The organism is Brooklawnia sp. (assembly GCF_032229645.1).
Taxonomy (GTDB): Bacteria; Actinomycetota; Actinomycetes; order Propionibacteriales; family Propionibacteriaceae; genus Brooklawnia.
This window is the reverse complement of sequence record NZ_JAVTWX010000129.1, coordinates 1-21382: the sequence shown is the minus strand read 5'-3', so window position 1 is coordinate 21382 and position 21382 is coordinate 1. Positions and strand designations below refer to the sequence as shown.

General features: G+C 65.8%; 19 protein-coding genes. 10 read left to right on the top strand and 9 right to left on the bottom strand.

The genetic code is table 11. The features are described from left to right. The first annotated feature begins 28 nt into the window (after positions 1–28). Both AAFP05_RS10200 and AAFP05_RS10195 read left to right on the top strand, forming a co-directional pair. Positions 29–1489: a hypothetical protein gene (locus AAFP05_RS10200; protein ID WP_341729758.1), complete on the top strand. Its 1461-nt coding sequence runs from the start codon at positions 29–31 to the stop codon at positions 1487–1489. Continuing rightward, positions 1476–2573: a mannosyltransferase family protein gene (locus AAFP05_RS10195; protein WP_341729757.1), complete on the top strand. Its 1098-nt coding sequence runs from the start codon at positions 1476–1478 to the stop codon at positions 2571–2573. Before AAFP05_RS10200 ends, AAFP05_RS10195 begins: the two co-directional genes overlap by 14 nt. Before the next feature lie 124 nt (positions 2574–2697). Here the strand turns inward: AAFP05_RS10195 and AAFP05_RS10190 are convergent, their stop codons facing one another. Beyond that, positions 2698–3516, bottom strand: a complete 819-nt coding sequence (locus tag AAFP05_RS10190; protein WP_341729756.1) for a PfkB family carbohydrate kinase — start codon at positions 3514–3516, stop codon at positions 2698–2700. A 39-nt stretch (positions 3517–3555) separates the two neighbouring features. Further along, entirely contained in the window at positions 3556–4194 is a 639-nt protein-coding gene (locus tag AAFP05_RS10185; RefSeq protein ID WP_341729755.1) for a TetR/AcrR family transcriptional regulator, read from the bottom strand. Positions 4195–4283: 89 nt separating this feature from the next. Here AAFP05_RS10185 and AAFP05_RS10180 point away from each other — a divergent pair, with 89 nt between their 5' ends. Further along, the gene (locus AAFP05_RS10180) at positions 4284–5528 is read left to right on the top strand and encodes an alpha-amylase family glycosyl hydrolase (RefSeq protein ID WP_341729754.1); all 1245 of its coding nucleotides are present in this window, start codon (positions 4284–4286) and stop codon (positions 5526–5528) included. A gap of 19 nt (positions 5529–5547) precedes the next feature. Here AAFP05_RS10180 and AAFP05_RS10175 read toward each other — a convergent pair whose 3' ends face one another. From AAFP05_RS10175 to AAFP05_RS10160, 4 genes are all read right to left on the bottom strand, one after another. Then, the gene (locus tag AAFP05_RS10175; RefSeq protein WP_341729753.1) at positions 5548–5844 is read right to left on the bottom strand and encodes a GNAT family N-acetyltransferase; all 297 of its coding nucleotides are present in this window, start codon (positions 5842–5844) and stop codon (positions 5548–5550) included. Between the two features lie 179 nt (positions 5845–6023). Then, entirely contained in the window at positions 6024–7208 is a 1185-nt protein-coding gene (locus AAFP05_RS10170) for an ATP-binding protein (protein WP_341729752.1), read from the bottom strand. A 70-nt stretch (positions 7209–7278) separates the two neighbouring features. After that, positions 7279–9534, bottom strand: coding sequence for a 6-phosphofructokinase (locus AAFP05_RS10165; RefSeq protein WP_341729751.1), 2256 nt, complete (start codon positions 9532–9534; stop codon positions 7279–7281). 71 nt (positions 9535–9605) lie between these two features. Continuing rightward, positions 9606–10682 carry a branched-chain amino acid aminotransferase gene (locus tag AAFP05_RS10160; RefSeq protein ID WP_341729750.1) on the bottom strand — a complete coding sequence of 359 codons (1077 nt, stop codon included), beginning with the start codon at positions 10680–10682 and terminating at the stop codon, positions 9606–9608. 187 nt (positions 10683–10869) lie between these two features. Here AAFP05_RS10160 and AAFP05_RS10155 point away from each other — a divergent pair, with 187 nt between their 5' ends. Together AAFP05_RS10155 and AAFP05_RS10150 are read left to right on the top strand one after the other, a co-directional pair. Further along, positions 10870–11691, top strand: coding sequence for a shikimate 5-dehydrogenase (locus tag AAFP05_RS10155; RefSeq protein WP_341729749.1), 822 nt, complete (start codon positions 10870–10872; stop codon positions 11689–11691). Between the two features lie 188 nt (positions 11692–11879). Then, a complete protein-coding gene (locus AAFP05_RS10150) occupies positions 11880–12641 on the top strand; it encodes a DeoR/GlpR family DNA-binding transcription regulator (RefSeq protein WP_341729765.1) in 762 nt (253 codons plus the stop codon). Positions 12642–12707: 66 nt separating this feature from the next. Here AAFP05_RS10150 and AAFP05_RS10145 read toward each other — a convergent pair whose 3' ends face one another. Together AAFP05_RS10145 and AAFP05_RS10140 are read right to left on the bottom strand one after the other, a co-directional pair. Beyond that, complete coding sequence (locus tag AAFP05_RS10145) at positions 12708–14114, bottom strand: NAD(P)H-quinone dehydrogenase (protein WP_341729748.1); 1407 nt, start codon at positions 14112–14114, stop codon at positions 12708–12710. A 23-nt stretch (positions 14115–14137) separates the two neighbouring features. Then, complete coding sequence (locus AAFP05_RS10140) at positions 14138–16183, bottom strand: NAD(+) synthase (RefSeq protein WP_341729747.1); 2046 nt, start codon at positions 16181–16183, stop codon at positions 14138–14140. Between the two features lie 94 nt (positions 16184–16277). On the opposite strand from AAFP05_RS10140, the gene AAFP05_RS10135 reads away from it, so the two are divergent. After that, positions 16278–16802, top strand: a complete 525-nt coding sequence (locus AAFP05_RS10135; RefSeq protein ID WP_341729746.1) for a heavy metal-binding domain-containing protein — start codon at positions 16278–16280, stop codon at positions 16800–16802. 16 nt (positions 16803–16818) lie between these two features. Here AAFP05_RS10135 and AAFP05_RS10130 read toward each other — a convergent pair whose 3' ends face one another. Then, the gene (locus AAFP05_RS10130) at positions 16819–17691 is read right to left on the bottom strand and encodes a D-hexose-6-phosphate mutarotase (RefSeq protein ID WP_341729745.1); all 873 of its coding nucleotides are present in this window, start codon (positions 17689–17691) and stop codon (positions 16819–16821) included. Positions 17692–17873: 182 nt separating this feature from the next. Here AAFP05_RS10130 and AAFP05_RS10125 point away from each other — a divergent pair, with 182 nt between their 5' ends. The 4 genes from AAFP05_RS10125 to AAFP05_RS10110 all read left to right on the top strand — a co-directional run. After that, entirely contained in the window at positions 17874–19082 is a 1209-nt protein-coding gene (locus AAFP05_RS10125) for a glycosyltransferase (RefSeq protein WP_341729744.1), read from the top strand. Beyond that, positions 19079–19843 carry a PIG-L family deacetylase gene (locus tag AAFP05_RS10120; protein ID WP_341729743.1) on the top strand — a complete coding sequence of 255 codons (765 nt, stop codon included), beginning with the start codon at positions 19079–19081 and terminating at the stop codon, positions 19841–19843. The genes AAFP05_RS10125 and AAFP05_RS10120 overlap by 4 nt, the downstream gene beginning before the upstream one ends. A 33-nt stretch (positions 19844–19876) precedes the next feature. Next, a complete protein-coding gene (locus AAFP05_RS10115) occupies positions 19877–20560 on the top strand; it encodes a response regulator transcription factor (RefSeq protein WP_341729742.1) in 684 nt (227 codons plus the stop codon). A gap of 194 nt (positions 20561–20754) precedes the next feature. Beyond that, positions 20755–21382, top strand: a 628-nt coding sequence (locus AAFP05_RS10110; RefSeq protein WP_341729741.1) for a hypothetical protein, incomplete at its 3' end; no start/stop codon positions are given.

Below are 21382 nucleotides of genomic sequence, written 5' to 3'. Positions count from 1 at the left end.
CCGGCCCACGCAGCGGGAGAATGGCTGGGTGAGCGAGCCAGCAGATTTCACCTATCGAGTTGGCGGGTCCGTGGGGTCACGGGCCCGCCGGCTCGGCCTGTGGTTCAATCCGGCGTTCTACGCATTCGTTTCGGCGACCCTGACCTGGCTGGTCGTCATCTGGCGGCAGGTGCCCTGTCGTCCACTGCCCGGCGACGCCTTCCCGAACCCGTTCATGCGGATGTGCTACAGCGACATCCCGATCCTCTATCTCAATCGCGACCTCAGTATTGGCTCAGGGATATACACCGATATATCGCTTGAGTATCCGGTCTTGACCGGTGGCTTCGTGGCTGTGACTAGGGCGGTCACCGCTCTGCTCGGCGCGACGATCTCCCCGGACGCCAGCTTCGACGAGCGGCTGGCCGCCTCCCAGCTCTTCTTCCAGGTGAACGCGATCGTCCTCTTCATCTGCTTCCTGGTCACCGTGCTGGTGCATCTGCGGATCGGACGCGGGTCACCCGAAGGCGGCTTCGCCGGCCCGGTGCGGGTCTGGGACGCCCTGTTGATCTCCGCCTCGCCGATCGTCGCATTGAATGGGCTGGTCAACTGGGATCTCTTCGCGGTCATGCTGACGTCGATCGGCCTGCTGATCTGGAGCCGTCGCTACCCGTTCATCGCCGGTGCGGTGCTGGGGCTGGCGTTCGCGGCCAAGTTCTATCCGGTGCTGGTGCTGATCGCCATCACCTTGGTCTGCGTACGCTCCGGGCAGCTGCGGGCGATCGCGCGCCTCTGGTTGGGTGCGCTGGCCGCCTGGCTGGTGGTGAATGTGCCGGTAATGATCGTCGCGTGGCAGGGCTGGACGCAGTTCTGGACGCTGAATGCCGACCGTGGTGCCGATCTCGGCTCCATCTGGTATGTGCTGACGCTGGCAGGCCTGGAGATTCCGGCCGTGTCGGCGATCGCGTTCGTCTGCATGGCCGTTTGCGGCATCGGTGTCTGCTGGCTGGTGCTGCGCGCGCCACGGCGGCCGAGAGTCGCTCAGGTGGTGCTGCTGGTGATGCTCTGCTTCTTGATCTTCAACAAGGTCTATTCGCCGCAATACGCGCTGTGGCTGCTGCCGATCGTCGTGCTGGCCCGGCCCAAGGTGCGCGATGTCGCCATCTGGACGCTCGGCGAGGCCGTCTACTTTGCCGCCATCTGGGGCTTCCTGGAGGGCATGATCGGCGTGGGTACCGACTGGGAGTGGATCTACTGGATCGCGGTGATCGCGCGCATCTTCGTCCAAGTGTGGTTTGCGATGCGGGTGATCGACGACATCAGATTCCCCTGGAGCGATCCGGTGCGGATGCCGATGGTGGACGACCCGCTGGGCGGCGTGGTCAATCACGCGCCGGACGCAGCCTGGGTCGCCGCGCTGCAGGACCGTGCCCGGGCGGCCGCGCGGGCCAGGCGAGCAACGCGTGAGGATGGCTCGGACGAGGTCGCGGTGACCGGTGACGCGCGCTGACCACCGGGGTGCTCGCCTGGTCATCATCACCTGGCTCGCCACCCGCGCGCTGATGCTCGGCGTCGCCGCCTTCATCATGACCAGCACCGGCGTCTCGCTGGAGCAAATATTGAACCGCTGGGATGTCGAGCACTACCTGACCATCGCTGCACATGGTTACCGCGACCCGCTCGATATCGCCTTCTTCCCCGGGCTGCCGCTGCTGATGGCGGGCCTCGGAGCACTCGGGCTACCGATGGTGATCTCGACCGCTGTTCTCGCACAGGTCGCATCCGGGCTTGCCGCGTGGGCATTGCATCGAATCGGCGGAGCGTGGATGGCCTGCTTGTGGCTGTTGGCCCCGATGACAGTCTTCACCGCGGTGCCCTATACCGAACCGTTCTTCTGCGCGGCGGCCTTCTGGGCCTGGGAGCGAGGCCTGCACCGGCATTGGGCGCAGGCGGCATTGCTCGCCTCACTCGCGTGTTCGTTGCGGATCTCTGGGCTCTTTCTGATCGCGGCGCTCGGCGTCATGATCGTGGCCCAGGCCTCGACGCCGGTGATGACCAAGCTGCGGAATTGCCCGTGGTTGTTGTTGCCGGTCGGCGTGCTAGCAGCCTACGTGGTCTTCCTGCATCAGCACACCGGTTCCTGGACGGCCTGGTATTCAGCCCAGGGACAGGGATGGCAGCGCAATCTGTCGTGGCCTTGGGATGCGCTGAGGGCGACTGTGCCGCTGACTGCCGAGTCGTACTGGCCCGATCGTCCCGAGGTGCCGGTGATGTTCCGGTTCGAGATCGTCTCGGTGGCGCTCGGATATCTGACCGCGCTGTGGTGCCTGATGAAGCGCCGCTGGGCCGAATGCACCTGGGTGGCGGTCAACGTGATCGTGTTGAGCAGCTCGGGCTGGTTCATGTCGGTCAATCGGGCGGTGCTGCTGTGGTTCCCGCTGTTCGGGTTGCTCGGCGTGCTGCTGAGCACGCGCCCGAAATCGCCCGGGGCGCGCTCGGCGTGGAATCTGTTGCGGGGTTTGCTGCTCGTCGCCGACCTGGGCCTGATCGCCTGGTGGGCGTTCTTGTTCGGTACCGGCGCCTGGGCGTCGTGAGGCCCCAACGCGCTTCAGTGCTCCCCAGATGCCTGCGCGAAGCAGATTTTTGGCTCGCAGCCGCATCTGGAGTGCAACCAAGCGCGTTGTGCGATCTTCGCGGGCACAGCGATCCAGGCAACTGTCACAGAATCCGGTAGTGGGTCACCGATTCGGAGGCCTCGACGATCGCATTTCGTAGCGCCTTGGTGAAGTCGATTCCGCCGGCCAGTTGGGCGACCAGCGATCCGTGCAGCACATCTCCGGCCCCGGTCGAATCGACCACCTCGACACGGGGAACCGGGAAGAGGCCCAGCTGCTCGCCGATCATCGCCTGCACCGCGTCGCCGCCGCAGGTGCGGGCCAGCCTGGGAATGCCGAGACCGGCCAGATCGTCCAAGGCTCGCTCGGGTGTGCTGCGGGGCAGAGCAAAATCGGCCGAGATCACCGCCACATCGATCAGCGGCAGCAGCTTCTCGAGACCCGGCTTCCACGAACCGCCGTCCAGCACGTGAATCGGGGAGGGATTGGTGGCGAGCGCGAAGGAGACGTCCAGAAGATGCCCGTCATGCAGCACCACCTCCGCGCCGTCCAGCACCGCCGGATCTGGCTGCCGGATCGAGTCCAGCGCCGTCGCGTTGCGCGAGACCACGGCGCGCGATCCGTCCGGCGTGATGAAGACCGTGGAGACCGGCAGCCGGTGGCCGGGCGGTGCGACGTCGATGATCTCGATGCCTGCCAGCCGCTCGCGGGCGAGCGCAGCCAGCGCGGAGTCGCCGAGCGCGGTCACCAGACGCACCTGGCAGCCGTCATGGCTGGCCACCCGGGCCGCATTCGCCGCCGGTCCGCCGACATCGAGCCAGGCATCGGTGGCGGTGATCTTGCTGTTGGCAGCGGGGAGTTGCGTCACCACCTGGGCGATGTCGATGGTTGTCAGTCCGACGCAGACGATCACAGGGGCCATACGCCAATCTTAGAGACGGTGCGGGTGGTCGCGCTGTGGTCAGCGCCGTCCGAACTTGCCGCGTCGAGCAGCCTCCGGACGCGGGTCATCGGCCGGCCCGAGCAGCGCGTTCACACTCGCCTGAACCAGTTGGTCGCGGTTGCCCGCCGGGCAGCCGCGTTCGACCCAGGCCAGGCAGGCTGCATCCACGAATCCCAGGAATCCGTGAAGTGCGTAGTCATCGATCACTGTCAGACCGCCGAGCCCGCGCAATGCGGCGAGCCGTTGCTCGCGAACCTCGATGCGCATCACGCGAGCCTCCGCGGGATCGTTGCCGGTCGTGATGAGCGCAGTCGCCCAGATAGGGCTGAGCGGCATCAGATAGTCGAGTCGAGTGTCCACCAGAGCGCGCAACTCTTCGCGGGTCGTGGCGCCCGGGCCCAGCGCGGCGACAGCGGTCTGCTGACGCGCTCTGATCTCGTCGAGCGCGGTGCGCAATATCTCGGTGTACAGCTGCGGCTTCGAGCCGAAGTAGCGGTAGAGCAGCGCCTCCGAGGCCTGGGCCTGCCCGGCGATCTCAGCCATCGAAACCTGCTCATAGGGCTGGGAGGCGAAGGTCCCGGCCGCGACGGCTTGGATCTCCGACTGACGCCTGATCGGATCGAGGCGTCTGCGCGGAGTGCGATCGGTCCTACTCATGGCGACATCGTAGGCGTAAGTGAGCTAATCTCACTAGAAAGACGCGCGGGCGAACTACCGGCCCATGCGCGGCCCGCGAGGAGGCACCCATGACCGCACCCGGCTGGACGGATACAGCCGTCTGGTATTCCGTCTACCCGCTCGGCATGACCGGGGCGTTGCACGCGTCCGCCGACCCCGACGGCCGGCCGGCGCACCGACTGACGCGACTGGAGGCCTGGCTCGATCACCTGATCGCGCTGGGCTGCAACGGCCTGCTGCTGGGCCCGGTCTTCACTTCGCGATCTCACGGCTACGACACGCTCGACTACTTCACCATCGATCCGAGGCTGGGTGACGAAGCCGACTTCGACTCTTTGGTGGACGCCTGCCATGCTCGCGGTGTACGGATCCTGCTCGATGGCGTCTTCAACCACGTCAGCCAGGATTTCCCGGCGCTGCGGGAGGCCCTCGCCTCTCCCGAGGCCGAAACCGCGGACTGGTTCCACATCGACTACTCGACGCAGCCGCCGACCAGGTTGAACTTCGAGGGCAGCGACGATCTCGTCCGGCTCAATCACGCCAGCCCCGGCGTCGCGAAACTGGTCGGCGACGTGATGCGGTACTGGCTGGCCCGTGGCATCGACGGCTGGCGCCTGGACGCCGCCTATGCGGTGGACTCGCAGTTTTGGGCCACCGTGCTGCCCGCGGTGCGTGCCGACTACCCGGACGCGCTGTTCGCCGGCGAGGTCATCCACGTCGAGCTGGACGAATTGAAGGCCACCACACTGGAGTCGGTCACCGCCTACGAGCTATGGAAGGCGATCTGGAGCAGTCTCAACGATGCCAATTTCTTCGAACTCGACTGGACGCTGACCAGGACAGACGAACTCCTCGATCTGCTCCGCCCGCTGACCTTCATCGGGAACCACGATGTCACCCGCATCACGACCATGGTCGGGCCACAGGCCGCCGTGCTGGCCATGGCCGTGCTCTGCACGGTCGGCGGCATGCCATCGGTCTACTACGGGGACGAGGGAGGCGTCCGGGGGACGAAATACGAGCGTGCCGGTGGGGACGACGAGATTCGTCCCGAGATGCCCGCAACGCCGGACCAGTGGCAGCCCCCGATGCCCTGGCTGCTGGACGAATACCGCGCGCTGATCGCGCTGCGCCGCCGGCACCAGTGGCTGGTGGACGCCCGGCACGAGATGATCAAACTGACCAACGAGCGGCTCGTCTACCGCAGCCGCGCCGGTGAGCTATGGCTGACGACCGAACTCGACCTCAGCTCGGGGCACCGTGTGGTGATCACCGGCGCCGACGGCGAGTGCTATCGCTTCGAAGGTCGGTGACAAGCGCAGACACTGCGGGTCAGCGATTGCGTTGTACGACGATGTCGTCGTAGTCGGGTGCGTGAGTCGAGACGAACGAGGCGGTGAAGGGGCAAAGCGGCACGACCCTGCGTCCATGTGCGCGGACATCATCGAGTGCCCAGCGGGTGATCTGCTCGGCCAGTTTGCGGCCGCGGTGCTGCGGAGGCGTACTGGTGTGGGTGAAGGTCACCACGTCGCCGTCGATCGTGTAATCGATCTGGCTCACCAGCTCACCACCCTCGGATGCCTCGTAGCGGAATCCCGCCGTGTTGTCACGGAACTCCAGATTGGCCATGATCGGTGTCCTCTCAGTTGGGTCGAACACGCATGGCTGCCTGGTTGCGGGGCTGCCTGCGGATCGCCTTCGACTCCATTTTCTATCGGGTCTGTTGAATAAATACGTTATGCGAAGCCGGGCGGCCCGAAGCCCGCTCGCCGCCACGTGAGACTGAGGAGCCTCATCAGCATGGCGAGTCACGAGAGCTGCGTGCGCAGATAACGTCCAAAGTGAGGCACGGTGAAGGCCACCTGGCCCCGCTCGCACGCGTAGACCAGCCCCTTTTTCAGCAGCGCATCCCGGGCGGGGGACAGCGACTGTGGCGTCCGGTCGAGCTTCTCGGCGACCGCGCTGGTGGGCACGCCTTCGGTCGGGCTCTGCGGATCGGCCAGTTCGGCCATCGCCCGCAGATACTCGCGTTCGGCAGGGGTCGCCCGCTCGTAGCGGCTGCCGAAGAATCCGACGGCGAGTTCGGCTTCGGCTTCGGGAGTTGCCACCGCGACATCGTCGGCGGTTATCGGAGAGGCCGGAGCCAGATCCCAGGTCACCTTGCCGTAGGCCTGAATGAAGTAGGGATAGCCGCTGGTCACCTGGTACATGGCCGCCAATGCGCCAGCGGTGAAACTCGCATCCTCATCCTCGGCGGGCACCTGTAGCGCAAGGTCAGCGGCCACACGGTCGAGCCGGTCGATGCGCAGATAGCGGAAGAGCCGCTCCGAGTAGCTCTTGGACGCGCTGAGTGCCGCCGGCAGGTGCGGCAGCCCCGCGCCGACGATGATCAGCGGCAGCCGCTGCTGGCTGATCTCGTGGCAGGCGGCGCACAGCGCCGACAGGTCATCGGCTCGCAGGTCCTGCATCTCGTCGATGCAGACGGCCACGCCCACTCCCTTGTCGGCGGCCAGTCCGCCGACGTCGGTGAAGAGCTCGACCAGGTCGATCTCGATGTCCCCCGAGTCGGCGCGTCCGGGGGTCGGCGGCACCTGGATACCGGGATTCCAGCGTTCGGCCAGTTTCGCGCGTGGCCCGGCGTCGCGTTCGATGAACGACCGGATCGTTCCCAAGGTGGTGTTCGCGTCGGGATGGGCCAGTTCGCGCACCGCGGTATGCAGCGCAGCCCCCATCGGTCGCCGGATTCCCTGATCGGGACGCGCCTCGAACTTGCCGGTTCCCCAGCCCGAGCGCACCGCAGCGGATCGCAGCGCATTCAGCAGCACGGTCTTGCCGACTCCGCGTAGCCCGGTGAGGATCACCGAACGTTCCGGACGACCGCGCGCGATTCGCTCAAGCACGACCTCGAAGGCACGCAGTTGCTCGTCTCGTCCGGCGAGCTCGGGAGGACGCTGGCCGGCGCCGGGAGCATACGGGTTACGGATGGGGTCCATGCCAGGACTCTATTCGGCCGTCTAGCGCAAACAGCAGAGGCGCGCATACACAGATCGAAACCGAATCTCGCTACTTGGGCGCTCGCTCTCGCCGCAACCTGGTGACATCGTCTGTCACGGCGTGCAGCACGGGACGCAGCTGCATCCACCACTGGTCGAACGGCCGACGATGTTCGGTATCCATGAAATCCATCATGTGTGACAGCGGTGAGGTGACGATCTCGGACGACTGCAGCCCCACGTAGACTCCGGTCGGCTTGTGCGTGCCGAGCGCCTTCGACAACTGAGCCAAGGCCTCGCTGACCAGACGGGCGGCCAGCAGGCGGTCGGCCGGCGTCGGCTCGCCGCCCTGCTGAACATGCCCGACGATGTGGGTTCGCACGTCGTAGACCCCGTTGCTGGCGCCTTCCAGCATCTGCCCGATGAACTCGGTGGTGTACGACTCGGACGCCCGTTCATTGCGGATGGCCAGGAAGAACTTGCGTCCGGCCGCGAAGCTGCGCTGCAACCAGGCGACGTCGTACGCCAGTTCGCCCAGCTCGACGCCTTCTTCGTTGAGATAGACGCGCTCGGCGCCGCTGGCCAGACCGCTCATCAGCGCCTGGAAGCCGCAGTAGCGTCCCATCGTCTCGACGATGAACGCGCGGGTGGTCGCCGCCCCACTCATCTTGATCATGTCGATCGAACTCACCGAGACATTCAGCGCGGTGTCCGCGCCGATCGCCAACTCGGTGCCCGGCAGGTTGTTGTCGATGGACGCGGGCACGGCGATGATCGGGATCTGAAAGGCGGGGTAGCGCGAGCGTTCCGAGTGCATCAGGTAGGCGGCCTGGTAGGCATTCCAGCCGCCGATCACCAGTAGCCCATCGAGTCGCAGATCCTCCATCGAGCGGCTGAGCTTGTACAGATCCTCCATGGAGGGCACACCACGGCGCAGCCCGAGTTCGGCACCGCCGGAACCGATCCAGCCCTCCACGTCATCCCAGCCGAGTTCGCGGGCGGCACCCTTGCGCAGCCCTTCGAAGCCGTTCAGGATGCCGACCATCGTGAACCCGCGCGAAATGCCTAGCCGGGTGGCGACGGCAGCTGCGGTGTTCATGCCGGGTGCCAGACCGCCGGCATGAACGATGCCGATCCGTTTCGAGCCTTCCGGGGCGGCGAACTGTGCCGGCTTCGACAGCTCTCCGAAGATTCGGTCGAGTTCGTTGTAGGACGGTCCCCGGGCATCCATGGCAGCCGCATAGTCGCCGGCCGAGATCAGATCGGGCACATGTTTGGTGTTCTGGATGGCCTGCGCCAGCGGCAGCCGCACGACGTTGTTGCCCAGGATGCCGATCACCTTCGCCTCGCCGGGCACCGATGGCTCGAGTAGCTCGTCCACGGCCTCGACACCCAGCCAGGTGGGTGTCCAGCGGTCATAGGCGCTGGGGGTACCGCCGCGCTGAACGTGACCGAGGATGGTGGTGCGGGCCGCCTCATGCATGTGATCTTCGATGACCTGGCGGACATATTCGGAGCGGATCGGGTTGCCCTGCCGATCGGTGGCACCCTCGGCCACCACGACGAGCGAATCGCGGCGGCCGCGTGTCCGGGCGGTGCGCAGGATCTGGCACATCTCATCCTCCCAGCCCTCTGCGGGCGGGTTCTCCGGGATCAGCACGTAGTCGCAGCCGCCGGCAATGGCAGCAGCCAGCGCCAGGTAGCCGCAGTGGCGTCCCATCACCTCAAGCACGAAGCTGCGTTGGTGGCTGGCCGCGGTGCTGCTCAACGCATCAATGGCATCCATGATGCGATGCAGGGCGGTGTCGGCGCCGATCGTCGAATCGACCCCGACGAGATCGTTGTCGATCGATCCGACCAGCCCGGCGATGATGAGGTTCGAGTGCTGCGCGGCGAGGCCGGAATCGATCTGACCGCTGCCGACCAGCTCGTCCAGCAGGCCGCGCCACTCCTGACGCATCAGGTCGAGCCCGGTGAGACTGCCATCGCCACCGATCACCACGAGCCGGTCGATGCCGCGCTCGACCAGATTCCGGGCGGCCTTCAGACGCCCCTCGCGCGTGCGGAATTCGGTGCTTCGGAAAGTCCCGATGATGGTGCCGCCCTTGGCGAGGATCGAGCCGACATCGTCCCAGTCGAACGGCCGGATGCCGTTGCCACCGTCGATCATGCCCTGATAGCCCTCGAAAATGGCGAAGACCTCGGCGCCGCGGCTGATTGCCGTACGGACGACTGCGCGGACTGCGGCGTTCATGCCTTGGGCATCTCCACCGCTGGTGAGGACGCCGATCCTGATGGGCTGTGCGGATGCTTGCGGGTTTGTCATGGCTATTCCTCGCGACGGGCTTGGTGTCAGCCTAGGGGTAGCCGAAGCACTTGGTCCACGCCCGGGTGGGTTCAGCCGACGCGGCGCATCCAGCCGTGCACATCGGGTTCGGTACCGAACTGGATGCCGGTCAGATGGTTGCGCAGCCTGAGGGTCTTGGCGCCGGGGGTGCCATCACCGACCGTCAGGTCGATTTCGGGCGACTTGATGCCCACCACCGGGCTGACCACTGCGGCAGTGCCGCAGGCCAGCGCCTCGGTGATGCGTCCGGACGCGATGCCCTCGCAGAGTTCGGCGAAGGCCAGCGGCCGCTCGACCGGACGCAGCCCATGCGAGGTGGCCAGCTTCAGCAGGCTGTCGCGGGTGACGCCTGCCAAGATCGTGCCATTCAGGTCGGGGGTGACCAGTTCGCCGTCCGCCGTGACGACCAGGAAGTTCATCGTGCCACCCTCCTCGACCCAGCTGCGGGTCGCGGAGTCGAGCCAGAGCACCTGGCCGCAGCCGTTGCGGTGGGCCTCGTCCTCGGCGATCATGGACGCCCCGTAGTTGCCGCCGCACTTGGTGTCGCCGGTACCGCCGGCCATCGACCGGCTGAAGGTGGGGCTCACCCACAGCGTCAGCGGATCGGGGTAGAACGGCATCACGGGCATGCCCAGGCAGAGATAGCTGAATGCGTCGGAGATTCGCACACCGATCAGTGATTCGGACGCGAACATGAACGGACGCAGATACAGGCTCTTCTCGCCGTCGGCCTGCGGCACCCAGTCGAGGTTCAGCGCGACCAGCTGCGTGACCGAATCGATGAAGTCCGCTTCCGGTAGCGGTGGCATCGCCATGCGTGTCGCCGAGTGCGCGAAGCGGGCGGCATTCATCTCCGGCCGGAACATCCAGACCGAGTCGTCGGGATGCCGGTAGGCCTTCAGGCCCTCGAAGATCTCCTGGGCATAGTGCAGGCCGGCCAGTGCTGGATGCAGCGATAGAGGGCCGGTGGCTATCAGCTTCTGGTCATGCCACCCCTCGCCGCCGGTCCAGGTCGCGATCGCCATGTGATCGACGAAGTAACGACCGAAACCGGGGTCGTCCAGCGCTGCGGCGATATCGGCGGCGCTGGCGCGCGGAACGGACGGATCAACGGCGAATGCGGACATGGCGCCGAGTCTAGTGGTCGGGGCAGGCCCATGAGCGTGACGCCTGCCAGCCGTCCGTCGCCTGTGATGACTGAAATGGTCACAAACAAATGCCCATTTGTGTTGAGTTAATGTTGACGCGGACTCATTCGGAGATAATAATCTAGTCAGAGCGCACAGAAGCGTCATAAACCCACAAGGAGACACGATGGTCATCGCGATCGACCGAGACACCAAGATGTGCATCTCGCTGGCAGCAAGGCCAGGCAACCATGGGAACCGCTTCCACAACTATCTCTATGCCGAACTCGGACTGAACTTCATCTACAAGTCATTCAGCTCCACCGACATCGGAGCTACCATCGGTGGCGTCCGCTCGCTCGGTATCCGTGGCGTCGGCGTGTCCATGCCCTACAAGGAATCGTGCATGCCGTTCCTCGATCGAATCGACCCCTCGGCTGCGGCGATTGACTCGGTGAACACCATCGTCAACGACGACGGAGTCCTCACCGGGTATAACACCGACTACATCGCTGTTCGATCGCTGCTTGCCGACAGTGCATTCGACACCACGATGCCATTCGCGCTGCTGGGCGCGGGAGGTATGGCCAAGGCCGTTCTCGCCGCTCTTGTCGATTCCGGCTTCCGTGACGGCGTGGTTGTCTCACCGCGCTCGCCCGAGCGTGGTGAGAGGCTCGCCGCCCGGTACAGCGTCGCCGCCGACGTCGCCCTGTCCGGACGCCAGCCGCGTCTCCTCCTCAACGCCACGCCGGTGGGCATGGAGGGCGGACCCGAGGCCGACAAACTGGCATTCGACGCAGCCGCGATTGCGGCGGCGGATGCGGTCTTCGACGTGGTCTACCTGCCACCGGACACGCCGCTCGTCCGCCTCGCCCGGTCACTCGGAAAGACGACGATCACCGGCGACCAGGTGATGGCCCGCCAGGCACTGGAGCAGTTTGTGATGTACACCGGCGTCCGCCCCACCCCGGAACAGATCCGGGCCGCCGAGGACTACGCGAACGCCTGATCCCATTGAGGTGATCCCTGATCCCCGTCCCTCAGGTCAAGGACAAGGCCAGGTTCGCAGGGAAACCCGTCATCGATGTGGGAGTCAAGCGGGCGGTGCATGAGCCGGGCGCGATCGTCGAGAACAGCGAGCCTGCCGTGGCCGCTCGGATCTGACACTCTCGTAGCCCCGAAAGGAGGAGGTTGAGCGTGTATGCACCGGAACGCCAAGCAGTGATCGCCTCGCGGACACGTAGCGATGGTCGGGTCGACGTAGCTAGCCTGGCTCAGGAGCTGGATGTCACAGCCGAAACCATCCGGCGCGACCTGACCGCACTTGAGCGTCGCGGCATTCTGCGGCGGGTCCATGGCGGCGCGGTGGCCGTTGAGAGAGTCGCGATCGAACAAAGCTTCCAGGAACGCGAGAGTGCGAACGCCGAAGCCAAGAAGTCGATCGCGCGGGCCGCCCTCGCCCAGATCGGCGATGCGAGTTCGATCGTCATCGACGGAGGCACCACCACTGCGCTGCTGGCCGCTATGCTCCCCACCGACCGCGAACTCACCGTCATCACCCACGCACTTCCCGTGGCCACCCTGGTGGCGATGCGTCCGAACATCAATCTGCACCTCGTTGGCGGCAACGTCCGTGGCCGAACGCTCGTGTCCGTCGGGCCTTGGGCGATCAACTCACTGGCGTCTATCAGGGCCGACATCGCTGTGATGGGTACCAACGGACTGACCCTTGAATTCGGCATGACCACCCCCGACATCTCGGAAGCGGAGGTCAAGCGAGCGTTGGCCCGCGCCGCGCGGCGGTTGATCGTCCTCGCCGATCACACGAAGATCGGCCGCGACGAGTTGATCACCGTCGTCCCGCTGGAGGCCATCGACACGCTCGTGACCGATGCGGCCGTCGACCCCGAGCTGGCAGCAGACCTCGCGTCGACCGGCCTGACTGTGGTGTACGCCTGATCCCGCAGTCACCCGCCTCCTATGGCGCCAGACAACCGTCACACCACAAACCTGACGCACGCCCCGTCACAACTCTGCGGCGTTCACATTGTGCAGCTGGCGTCCGGCCTCCGAGATCGAGCCCGACAGCGACGGGAAGACCGCGAAAGCTCGCGCCGCCTGATCGACGGTCAGCCGAGCCGAGACGCACAACGACACCGAGTAGATCAGCTCGCTGGCGCCCGGCGCCACGACCACCCCGCCGACGATGATGCCGGTTGTGGGCAGGCAGAAGAGCTTGACGAAGCCGTCGTAATGGCCCTGCATCTTCGCGCGGGCGTTGCCGGCCAACGGCAGTGTGACGGTGCGCACGGCGAGTTGCCCGGCATCGATCTGCTGCTGGGTGATGCCGACCGTGGCGATCTCGGGTGCCGTGAAGACATTGGACGCGATCGAGCGCAGTTCCAGCGGCTGGACCGCGTCGCCAAGGGCGTGCCACATGGCGATCCGTCCCTGCATGGCTGCCACCGAGGCGAGCGGGAAGACTCCCGTGCAGTCACCGGCCGCATAGACCCCGAGCGCTGTGGTGCGCGACATCCGGTCGACCTCGATGTGGCCGCCCGGCTTCAGTGCCACCCCGTGCTCGGCCAGGCCGAGGTTCTCGGTATTGGGGATGGAGCCGACCGCCATCAGCAGGTGGCTGCCTCCTACCGTGCTGCCATCGGCCAGCGTGAGAATCACTCGGTCTCCGTCGCGGCGGGCCGACTGAGCCCGCGAACGCGACATGATCGTCATGCCCGAACTCTCGAAGACGTCCTGGATCACCTTCGCCGCGTCCGGATCTTCGCTGGGCAGCACCTGGTCGCGTGAGGAGACCAGCACCACATCGACGCCCAACTGGTTGTAGGCGCCGGCGAACTCGGCACCGGTGACACCCGATCCGACCACGATCAGGCGTTCGGGTAACTCGGTCAGGTTGTACAGCTGCTTCCAGTTCAGGATTCGCTCACCGTCGGGCCTGGCGTCGGCCAGCTCCCTGGGGCGGGTGCCCACCGAGATCAGGATGAAATCGGCAGGCAGCTCCTCGTCCCCCGAAGACGTGGTCGCCAGCACCCGATTGGTGCCGAGCAGGCTTCCGCGTCCGGGGACGATCCGGACCCCCTGACCGGCCAGCGAGGTGGCAATGTCGCGGCTTTGCGCCTCCGCCAGCCCGAGCAGGCGGCGGTTGATACCCGCCAGATCGACCCGGACGGCCTCCTGCAGCTCGCTCAGCGCCGGATCGCTGGGTGTCAGGCCGAGCTCGCGGCTGCGGCGCACCCGGGTCATGACCTCTGCGGTGGCAATCAGCGATTTGGACGGAACCACATCGGTCAGCACCGCTGAGCCGCCCACGCCCGCTTCCTCGATGAGGGTCACCGTGCCGCCCAGCTGAGCCGCCACCATGGCCGCTTCATATCCGCCGGGTCCGCCACCAATGATCACCACGTTCGCCATGGCAACCATTGTGGCGGTGTAGTTCAGTCCTGCGGGCCGATTCGTTCCATGTCTTTCAGCCAGAGCTTGGACGACGCGTCCGAGGGCATCCGCCAATCGCCGCGCGGCGACAGTGAACCACCGGCGACGACCTTCGGGCCGTTGGGAAGCGCCGAGCGCTTGAACTGGTTCGCGAAGAAGCGCTTACCGAAAACCCGTAGCCAGCCGGTGATCGTCGGCAGATCGTAGGCGACTCGTTCGTCGTCGGGGTAGCCCTGCGGCCACAACCCGGCCTGCCCGTCGGCCCAGGCGTGCTCGGCGAGATAGGCGATCCTGCTCGGCCGCATGCCGTGCCGCAGCGTCCAATAGAGGAAGAAATCGTGCAGATTGTAGGGGCCGATGGTGTCTTGGGTGCTCTGCGGTTTGGCGTCGCCGACGGTGGGCACCAGTTCGGGAGTGATCTCGGTATCGAGAATCGACTGCAGCACCTCGTTGGCCTGGTCGCCGAACTCTCCGGTGCTGATCACCCAACGGATCAGATGTTGAATCAGCGTCTTCGGCACGCCGGAGTTCACGCCGTAGTGGTTCATCTGATCGCCGACGCCATAGGTGCACCAGCCCAGCGCGAGCTCCGAGAGGTCGCCGGTGCCCAAGACGATGCCGCCGCGCTGGTTGGCGATGCGGAAGAGGTAGTCGGTGCGCAGTCCAGCCTGCACGTTCTCATAGGTGACGTCGTAGACATCGGGGGCATGCCCGATGTCGCGCAGCATCTGCTCGGCGGCCGGGCGGATGTCGAGCGTCTCGAAGGTGCAGCCCAGCGCGGTGGCCAGCTCGGTCGCATTGTTGCGGGTGTGATCCGAGGTGGCGAAACCGGGCATGGTGAAGGCGAGGATGTCAGAGCGGGGACGCCCGAGCACGTCCATGGCCCGGGCGGCGACCACCAGCGCGTGTGTTGAATCCAGGCCACCGGAGACGCCGATGACCACCTTCGGTTCGCCGATCGAACTCAACCGCTGTTTGAGGCCGTAGACCTGAATGCTGTAGGCCTCAAAGCAGTCCTGGGCCAGCCGGCTCGGATCGTCCGGGACGAAAGGAAAGCGATCGATCTGACGGCGCAGCCCGATATCGGTGCGGGGCGGGTCGAGGGTGAACTCGATCGTCGGGCCACCGGCCATGAACGGGAACCGGGTGGCGCAGTCGTTGAAGGTGTTCTGGCGCAGCCGTTCCTGGCGCAGCAGATCCAGATCGATGTCGGCGATACACCACGACGAGTTCGCTGGGAAACGCTCGGTCGAGGCCACCAGTGCACCGTTCTCGTGGATCGAGGTCTGGCCGTCCCAGGAAAGATCGGTGGACGACTCGCCCGGCCCGCCGGCCGCGTAGACATAGGCCGCCAGATCGCGGGCGGACGCGCTACGGCAGAGCAGCTCGCGGTCGTCCGCGCGCCCGACCGTGATAGGGGAGCCCGAAATATTCACCAGCACGGTGGCGCCGCGCATGGCGGCGATCGTGCTGGGCGGCAGTGGCACCCACATGTCCTCGCAGATCTCCACCGAGAAGCAGAAATCGGGCAGGTCGGTGGCCTTGAATCCCATGCCGGCGCCGAACGGAACGGCCTCGGCGCCTGCCACCCCGGCCAGCGAAATTGTCGGTTCACCCTGAGCCCACATCGGCGCCTCGGCGAAATGCCGCTTCTCGTAGAACTCCCGGTAGTTGGGCAGGTAGCTCTTCGGCACCACGCCCAAGACGCGTCCGCGGTGCAGCACAACCGCGCAGTTATAGAGCCGGTTGCCGTTGCGTAACGGTGCCCCCACCACGATGGCGGGCAACAAGTCGGCGGAGGCGGCGCGCAGCGTCTCGATCGCCTCCAGGGTCGCGTTCATGACCACGTCGTTCAGCAGCAGATCGTCGATCGCGTAGCCGGTCAGGCAGAGTTCCGGGAAGACGGCCAATGCGACGGCTTCGGCGTCCAGCGTGCGCACGATATCGAGGATGGTGGCCGCATTGTCGGGTGGGATGGCGATCGAGCTCCGCATGGTGGACGCGGCGATCCGGACGAAGCCCTGGTCATAGCTGGAGCGGAAGTTCACTCGAAAAGCCTAGGGCCTGATCGGAGGGTCACTAGCTGAACCCACGCATTCTCCCGCTACGATTCCCGCGCCGTGGGTCACTACTGTTGGTGCCATGTTGGTGATCACGATGAGCCAGATCCCGGGGTACCGGATCGAGGCTGTGCTGGGCGAGGTCTTCGGAGTGGGAAATCAGCCGCAGGTGCGGCCTGATATGGGTCCGGCCGAAATGGTCTATCTCAGCCGGGAGCAGGCGGTCCGGATGATGGTTCAGCAGGCTGGGCAGCGTGCTGCCAATGCGGTGATCGGCTATTCGATCGACATTTCGCAGTCCGATCGCCTCGGTGCCTGCGTCACCGCGATCGGCACCGCCGTCAGTGCCGTTCCCATTGAGGAGGGCGAGGACGGCGCGACACCTCAGTCGATCGAGGACGCGAAGATCCCCGGCGGGCAGATTCCGCAGTCCACGGCAGGGTCCGGTCAATCCGCCGGCGCGCAGCCGAGTCAACCGCCGCAAAGCTATCCGGCCCAGCCCGGCCATCCGGCCGCACCCGCGGGTCCGGGCTACGCCCAGCCGGGGCAGCAGCGTCCGCAGCAGAACTGGGGCCAGCAGCAATATCCGCAGGGATACGGGCGCTGACCCCAGTTCTGGGGAGTCAGAGCACCGAGATCGTCTGGCTGATCAGGTGGCGGCCGCCAGGGGCGACGGCGATCGACTGTTCGCGGACATTCACGGCTTCGGCGCACACGAAGTGCTGCCAGTCGTCGTCCCCGAGATCGGCGGTTGCGGCCGCCTTGGCGATCCAGGGATTCCAGATCACCGACTGTACCGACCCGACCTTCTCGATCAGCAGCGTGCGGTTCCACTCTTCGTCGACGATGCGCAACGATGCTTGGGACTCGAAGATCTGGTCGGTCTCTGCGTCGAAGGTGACATCGCCCTGCTGAGTGGCACAGCTGTCGGTCAGCCGGTTGCTGAAGGCGGCACCGTCGAGGCCCTCGATCCGGGTCTTGCCGATGTCGCCGACCGCGAAGTAGCTGTGCAGCCCGTCCTCGAAGACGAGCGCGTCCTCACCGGCCATCACCACCAGTTGCACGATCAGCGTCCTGCCCATGCTGATGTGCAACTCGAGCCGGTAATCGCGGGGCAGCTCGGGGGCCAGCCCTGCGTCCACAGCGCCACCGTCCAGGCCAAGAATGATGCTTGCGGTGCCGACCGGGCTCACCTTCGCCTGCAGCAGATTCCAGGCCGAGATGCGCGCGATGCCGTGCGCCGGAGCATGCTTGCCGTCCGCGCCGGCCCCGAACCACGGCCACAGCAGCGGGATCCCACCGCGAATCGCCTTACCAGGCTCCAAGATGGCCGCATCGCTGAGCCACAGCACCGGGTGCTGGCCGGCCGGGGTCCAGGCGGCGATGTGGGCTCCGTTGAAATAGATCACACCAGTGGCTGCTGGGGTATCAACCTTGATACCTGCAAGCGGAGTGTCGATGAGCGTGATGCCCTGAGGTACCTCGATGTCCGTCATACGTCCATAAGATACGTTCCTGGCGCGAAGTTCGCCACGTCGGCTGCCAGTTTCCTCAAGAATGCGTGTGGGCTAGCGCGTTCGCTCGTGGTGGAGTCGAGATTTGATGAATGGCCGAGACGTTCACCGGCAATTCATGATTGAGTGTGCAGGTGATCAGCGCGGACCTTATTGAGCATGCAGTGCAACCCTTGCGTGTGGTGATGGTCTCGATGCATACCTCGCCGACGGCTTCTCCTGGTTCTGCCGATGCCGGCGGAATGAATGTGGTCGCCCTCAATTCCGCCCTGGCGCTCGCCGACCGAGGGCATCGAGTCGACCTGCTCACTCGCCGGGATGACCCGGGCGCGCCGTCGGTCGTCGAATTGGCCCCTGGGGTGCGTCTGTTCAATCTGGACGCGGGACCTGCCCAGCCGGTCGCGAAGAGCGAGCAGGAGGTCTTGATCGAGCCGTTCAGCCGGGCACTGTCGCGCTGGTGGGCGTCCGAAGGGGCCGGGGTCGACATCGTGCATTCGCATCACTGGTTCTCCGGGGTGGCCGCGTTGCCCCTCGCCCGTGCCGCCGGGGTGCCCCATCTGCAGAGCTATCACTCGGTGGCCGCTCCGGTCGGTGCGCCGTTGGAGGCGGGGGAGCCGCCCGAATCGTCGGGCCGAAATGCCGGCGAACAGCAGGTCGCCGCCCGATCCGATCGGATCATCGCGGTCAGCGAAGCCGAGAAGGCGACCATTGTCGACCGGCTCGGAGCCGATCCCGGACGCGTTGCGGTCGTGTACCCGGGGGTGAACATCGATCAGTTCCGGCCGCTGCGTCCCGATGAGCCGCACTGGGCCTGGGACGGTTGCTATCTCTTCTTCGCTGCCCGCTTGCAGCCATTGAAGGGCCCCGATCTGGCCATTCGGACGCTGGCCGCGCTACCGGCGGGGCATCGTCCGCGGCTGGTGATCGCGGGGGAGACATCGGTCGACTTCTCGTGGTACGCCAAGGAACTGCGCGATCTGGCGTCCTCGCTCGGATTGAGCGACGAGGTGACCTTCCTGGGCTCCCAGGATCGCGACGAGTTGGCGACGATGATGCGTGGGGCCTGCGTGCTGTTGAATCCGAGCCGGTCGGAGACCTACGGCCTGATCAACCTGGAGGCATCGGCGTCCGGGGTGCCGGTGGTGGCAAGCCGCAGCGGCGGCATGTCGGAATCGGTGCTCGATGATGTGACCGGGTTGCTGCTCGACAGTCGTGAACCGAGCGCCTGGGCCGATGTGGTGCGGCGATTCACCGATGAGGCCGAATACCGTGCCGAGTTCGGCAGAGCCGGCCGCGAATTCGCTGCCACCAGATCCTGGCCGGTTGTTGCCGCAGAACTGGAGGCGGTCTATCTGCAGGAGGCCGCGCGTTGACCAACCCGCGTGAGCTGCTGGCCGAGGCCAGCGAAGATGCCACAGTCGTTCCCCTGTTCGTGCACGCCCATCCGGACGATGAGACAGTGCAGACCGGCTCTTTGATGGCGTGGCTGGCGGCCAACAAGGTAGAGGTTCAGTTGCTGACCTGCACCCGGGGTGAGCAGGGTGAAATCGTTGCCGGCGTGCTGCCCGAGTCCACCACCGCCGGCGAACTGGTGCGGGTGCGCGAGGACGAACTGGCGCGCGCCGCCCAGACGCTCGGGATAACAGCGGCCTACGTCTTGGGCACCCCGCCGGCGCGGGCCGTGGGGCACCAACGGCGGGACTATCACGACTCCGGGATGCGCTGGATCGCCGAAGGCCTGGCCGGTCCGGCCGAGATCGACGATCCGCAGACCTTCACCGCGTCCAGTCTGGACGATGAGGTCGCCGACCTCCTGGCGTTGATCGACCGGATCCGGCCGAGTGTGCTGGTTGGCTACGACCGGCTGGGCAGCTACGGGCATCCCGATCATGTGCGTGCGCATGAACTGGCGGACGAGGCTGCCCAGGCGGCCGGTCTGCCGCTCGTCGAGGTCGCGTCCGAACCTGGTGCCGACGGATTTGAATGGTTCGATCTGTCAGATCAGCGGTCGACGGTGGTCGCCGCGCTGCGCTGTCATGCCACCCAGCTCAGTGTTGTCGACGGCCGGATCGTCCATGTCGGCGGCCAGCATCAGGAGCTTCCGCTCAGCGCTGGTCTGCGGCGCATCCGCTAGCCCCAGGTGCCCGATCGTCGGTATGGTCATCGCGTGAAGACAACCGGCGGGGACGACGAGCAGGTGATCCGTGTGCTGCTCGTTGAGGACGACGCGCTTGCGCAACGCGCGGTCGCAACCTACTTGGCGGCAGCCGACGGCATCGAGCTGGCCGGCGTGGCCGGCGACGGTCTGGACGCGATCCGGATCGCCGGCGACTTGGACGTGGATGTGGCCATCGTCGACATTCACATGCCGCGCTTGAACGGCATCGAGACCACCAGACGGTTGACCCGAGCGCCCTTCAACCTCAAGGTGCTCTGCTTCACCGCGTTGGCCAGCGACACACTGCTGATGGACGCGCTGTCGGCCGGGGCATCGGGCTTCCTGTTGAAGACCGACAGCCCGGAGCTGATTCAGTTCGGGGTTCGAAGTGCGCACTCCGGAGACGCGTTGATCTCGCCGCAACTTGTCTATCAGGTGCTGGCCCGGACGCAGACCCACTCGCAGCCGCCGGCCGATCTGTCGATCACCGATGTCGATCTCGTCCGGCTGATCGGATATGGCTTGACCAATGCTCAGATAGGTGAGCAGCTGGGGTACTCCGTCAGCACGGTGAAGACCTATGTGAGTCGCCTGCTGACCAGGCTTGACAAGCGCAATCGCGCCGAGATCGCGACGCTCGCCAATGAATGGGGCCTGATCGGCGAACACCAAGAGCCCATCAACCAGAGTTGACGGCTGCGCCGGACCATTCCTGAATGCCGCACTTCACGAGTTAATCTGGTGGGGTTAGCCCGGATCCGTGAGGAGTTCACCATGCGCTCGCCGCTCAGCCAAGCTGCCGTCATCAAATACGCCGCTGTTGCAGGGCTAGTGATCACCACCTTCGGCAACGGATTGCCCTGGTATTGCAACGTCTTCTTCTGGCTATGCCAGTAGCGAGATTCACCGGGTCCCATAGGTTCGAGCGGATTTCCCGCTTCCTGCAGTCCGGTTGGCTGGAATTCGCTATCACGGCACTGGCAGCGGGCATCGGAATGGCCAACATGCCCGAATCGGTGCTGAGCTGGTCGGCGATGATCGTGCTGTGCGTTGGAGCGGCCATCTCGGGTGTGATGTTGTTGCCCGGTGCAGCCTTGGTGTGCGCAGGCTTGGTGATCTCGCTTGGGCTGCCGTTCGACGATGTCTCGGCTGCCGGGCTCGCCTTGTTCGTGCCAATCCTGGCGGCGGTGCGGAGGACATCGCGATTCACGGTGCCGATCACCTTGGTGCTGTCGGTCCTGGGTTTTTGCACCATGGTCCTGCATGCGAGCGGCGATCGTCCGCTCACCGCAGCCAACCTGGTGATCTTCCCCGTGCTCTTCGCGATGAGCGTGGGCGCCGGCCTCATCATGCGTGCGTCGCACAAGCAACTTGAGACCGAACGTCAGCAGGCAGCCGATCAACTGGCCGAGCTACGGCTTGATCTTGCCAGAGAGCTCCACGACAACGCCGTTCACAAGATATCCCAGGCGGCGATGCGGGCCCACATGGGAGCGCTGCGCCCCGAGACCCCAG

Bases quoted from the DNA above. Each gene is read 5' to 3' on its own strand.
- AAFP05_RS10190 (WP_341729756.1), bottom strand. From the start codon at position 3,516: ATGGCCCCTGTGATCGTCTGCGTCGGACTGACAACCATCGACATCGCC.
- AAFP05_RS10185 (WP_341729755.1), bottom strand. From the start codon at position 4,194: ATGAGTAGGACCGATCGCACTCCGCGCAGACGCCTCGATCCGATCAGG.
- AAFP05_RS10180 (WP_341729754.1), top strand. From the start codon at position 4,284: ATGACCGCACCCGGCTGGACGGATACAGCCGTCTGGTATTCCGTCTAC.
- AAFP05_RS10175 (WP_341729753.1), bottom strand. From the start codon at position 5,844: ATGGCCAATCTGGAGTTCCGTGACAACACGGCGGGATTCCGCTACGAG.
- AAFP05_RS10170 (WP_341729752.1), bottom strand. From the start codon at position 7,208: ATGGACCCCATCCGTAACCCGTATGCTCCCGGCGCCGGCCAGCGTCCT.
- AAFP05_RS10165 (WP_341729751.1), bottom strand. From the start codon at position 9,534: ATGACAAACCCGCAAGCATCCGCACAGCCCATCAGGATCGGCGTCCTC.
- AAFP05_RS10160 (WP_341729750.1), bottom strand. From the start codon at position 10,682: ATGTCCGCATTCGCCGTTGATCCGTCCGTTCCGCGCGCCAGCGCCGCC.
- AAFP05_RS10155 (WP_341729749.1), top strand. From the start codon at position 10,870: ATGGTCATCGCGATCGACCGAGACACCAAGATGTGCATCTCGCTGGCA.
- AAFP05_RS10145 (WP_341729748.1), bottom strand. From the start codon at position 14,114: ATGGCGAACGTGGTGATCATTGGTGGCGGACCCGGCGGATATGAAGCG.
- AAFP05_RS10135 (WP_341729746.1), top strand. From the start codon at position 16,278: ATGTTGGTGATCACGATGAGCCAGATCCCGGGGTACCGGATCGAGGCT.
- AAFP05_RS10130 (WP_341729745.1), bottom strand. From the start codon at position 17,691: ATGACGGACATCGAGGTACCTCAGGGCATCACGCTCATCGACACTCCG.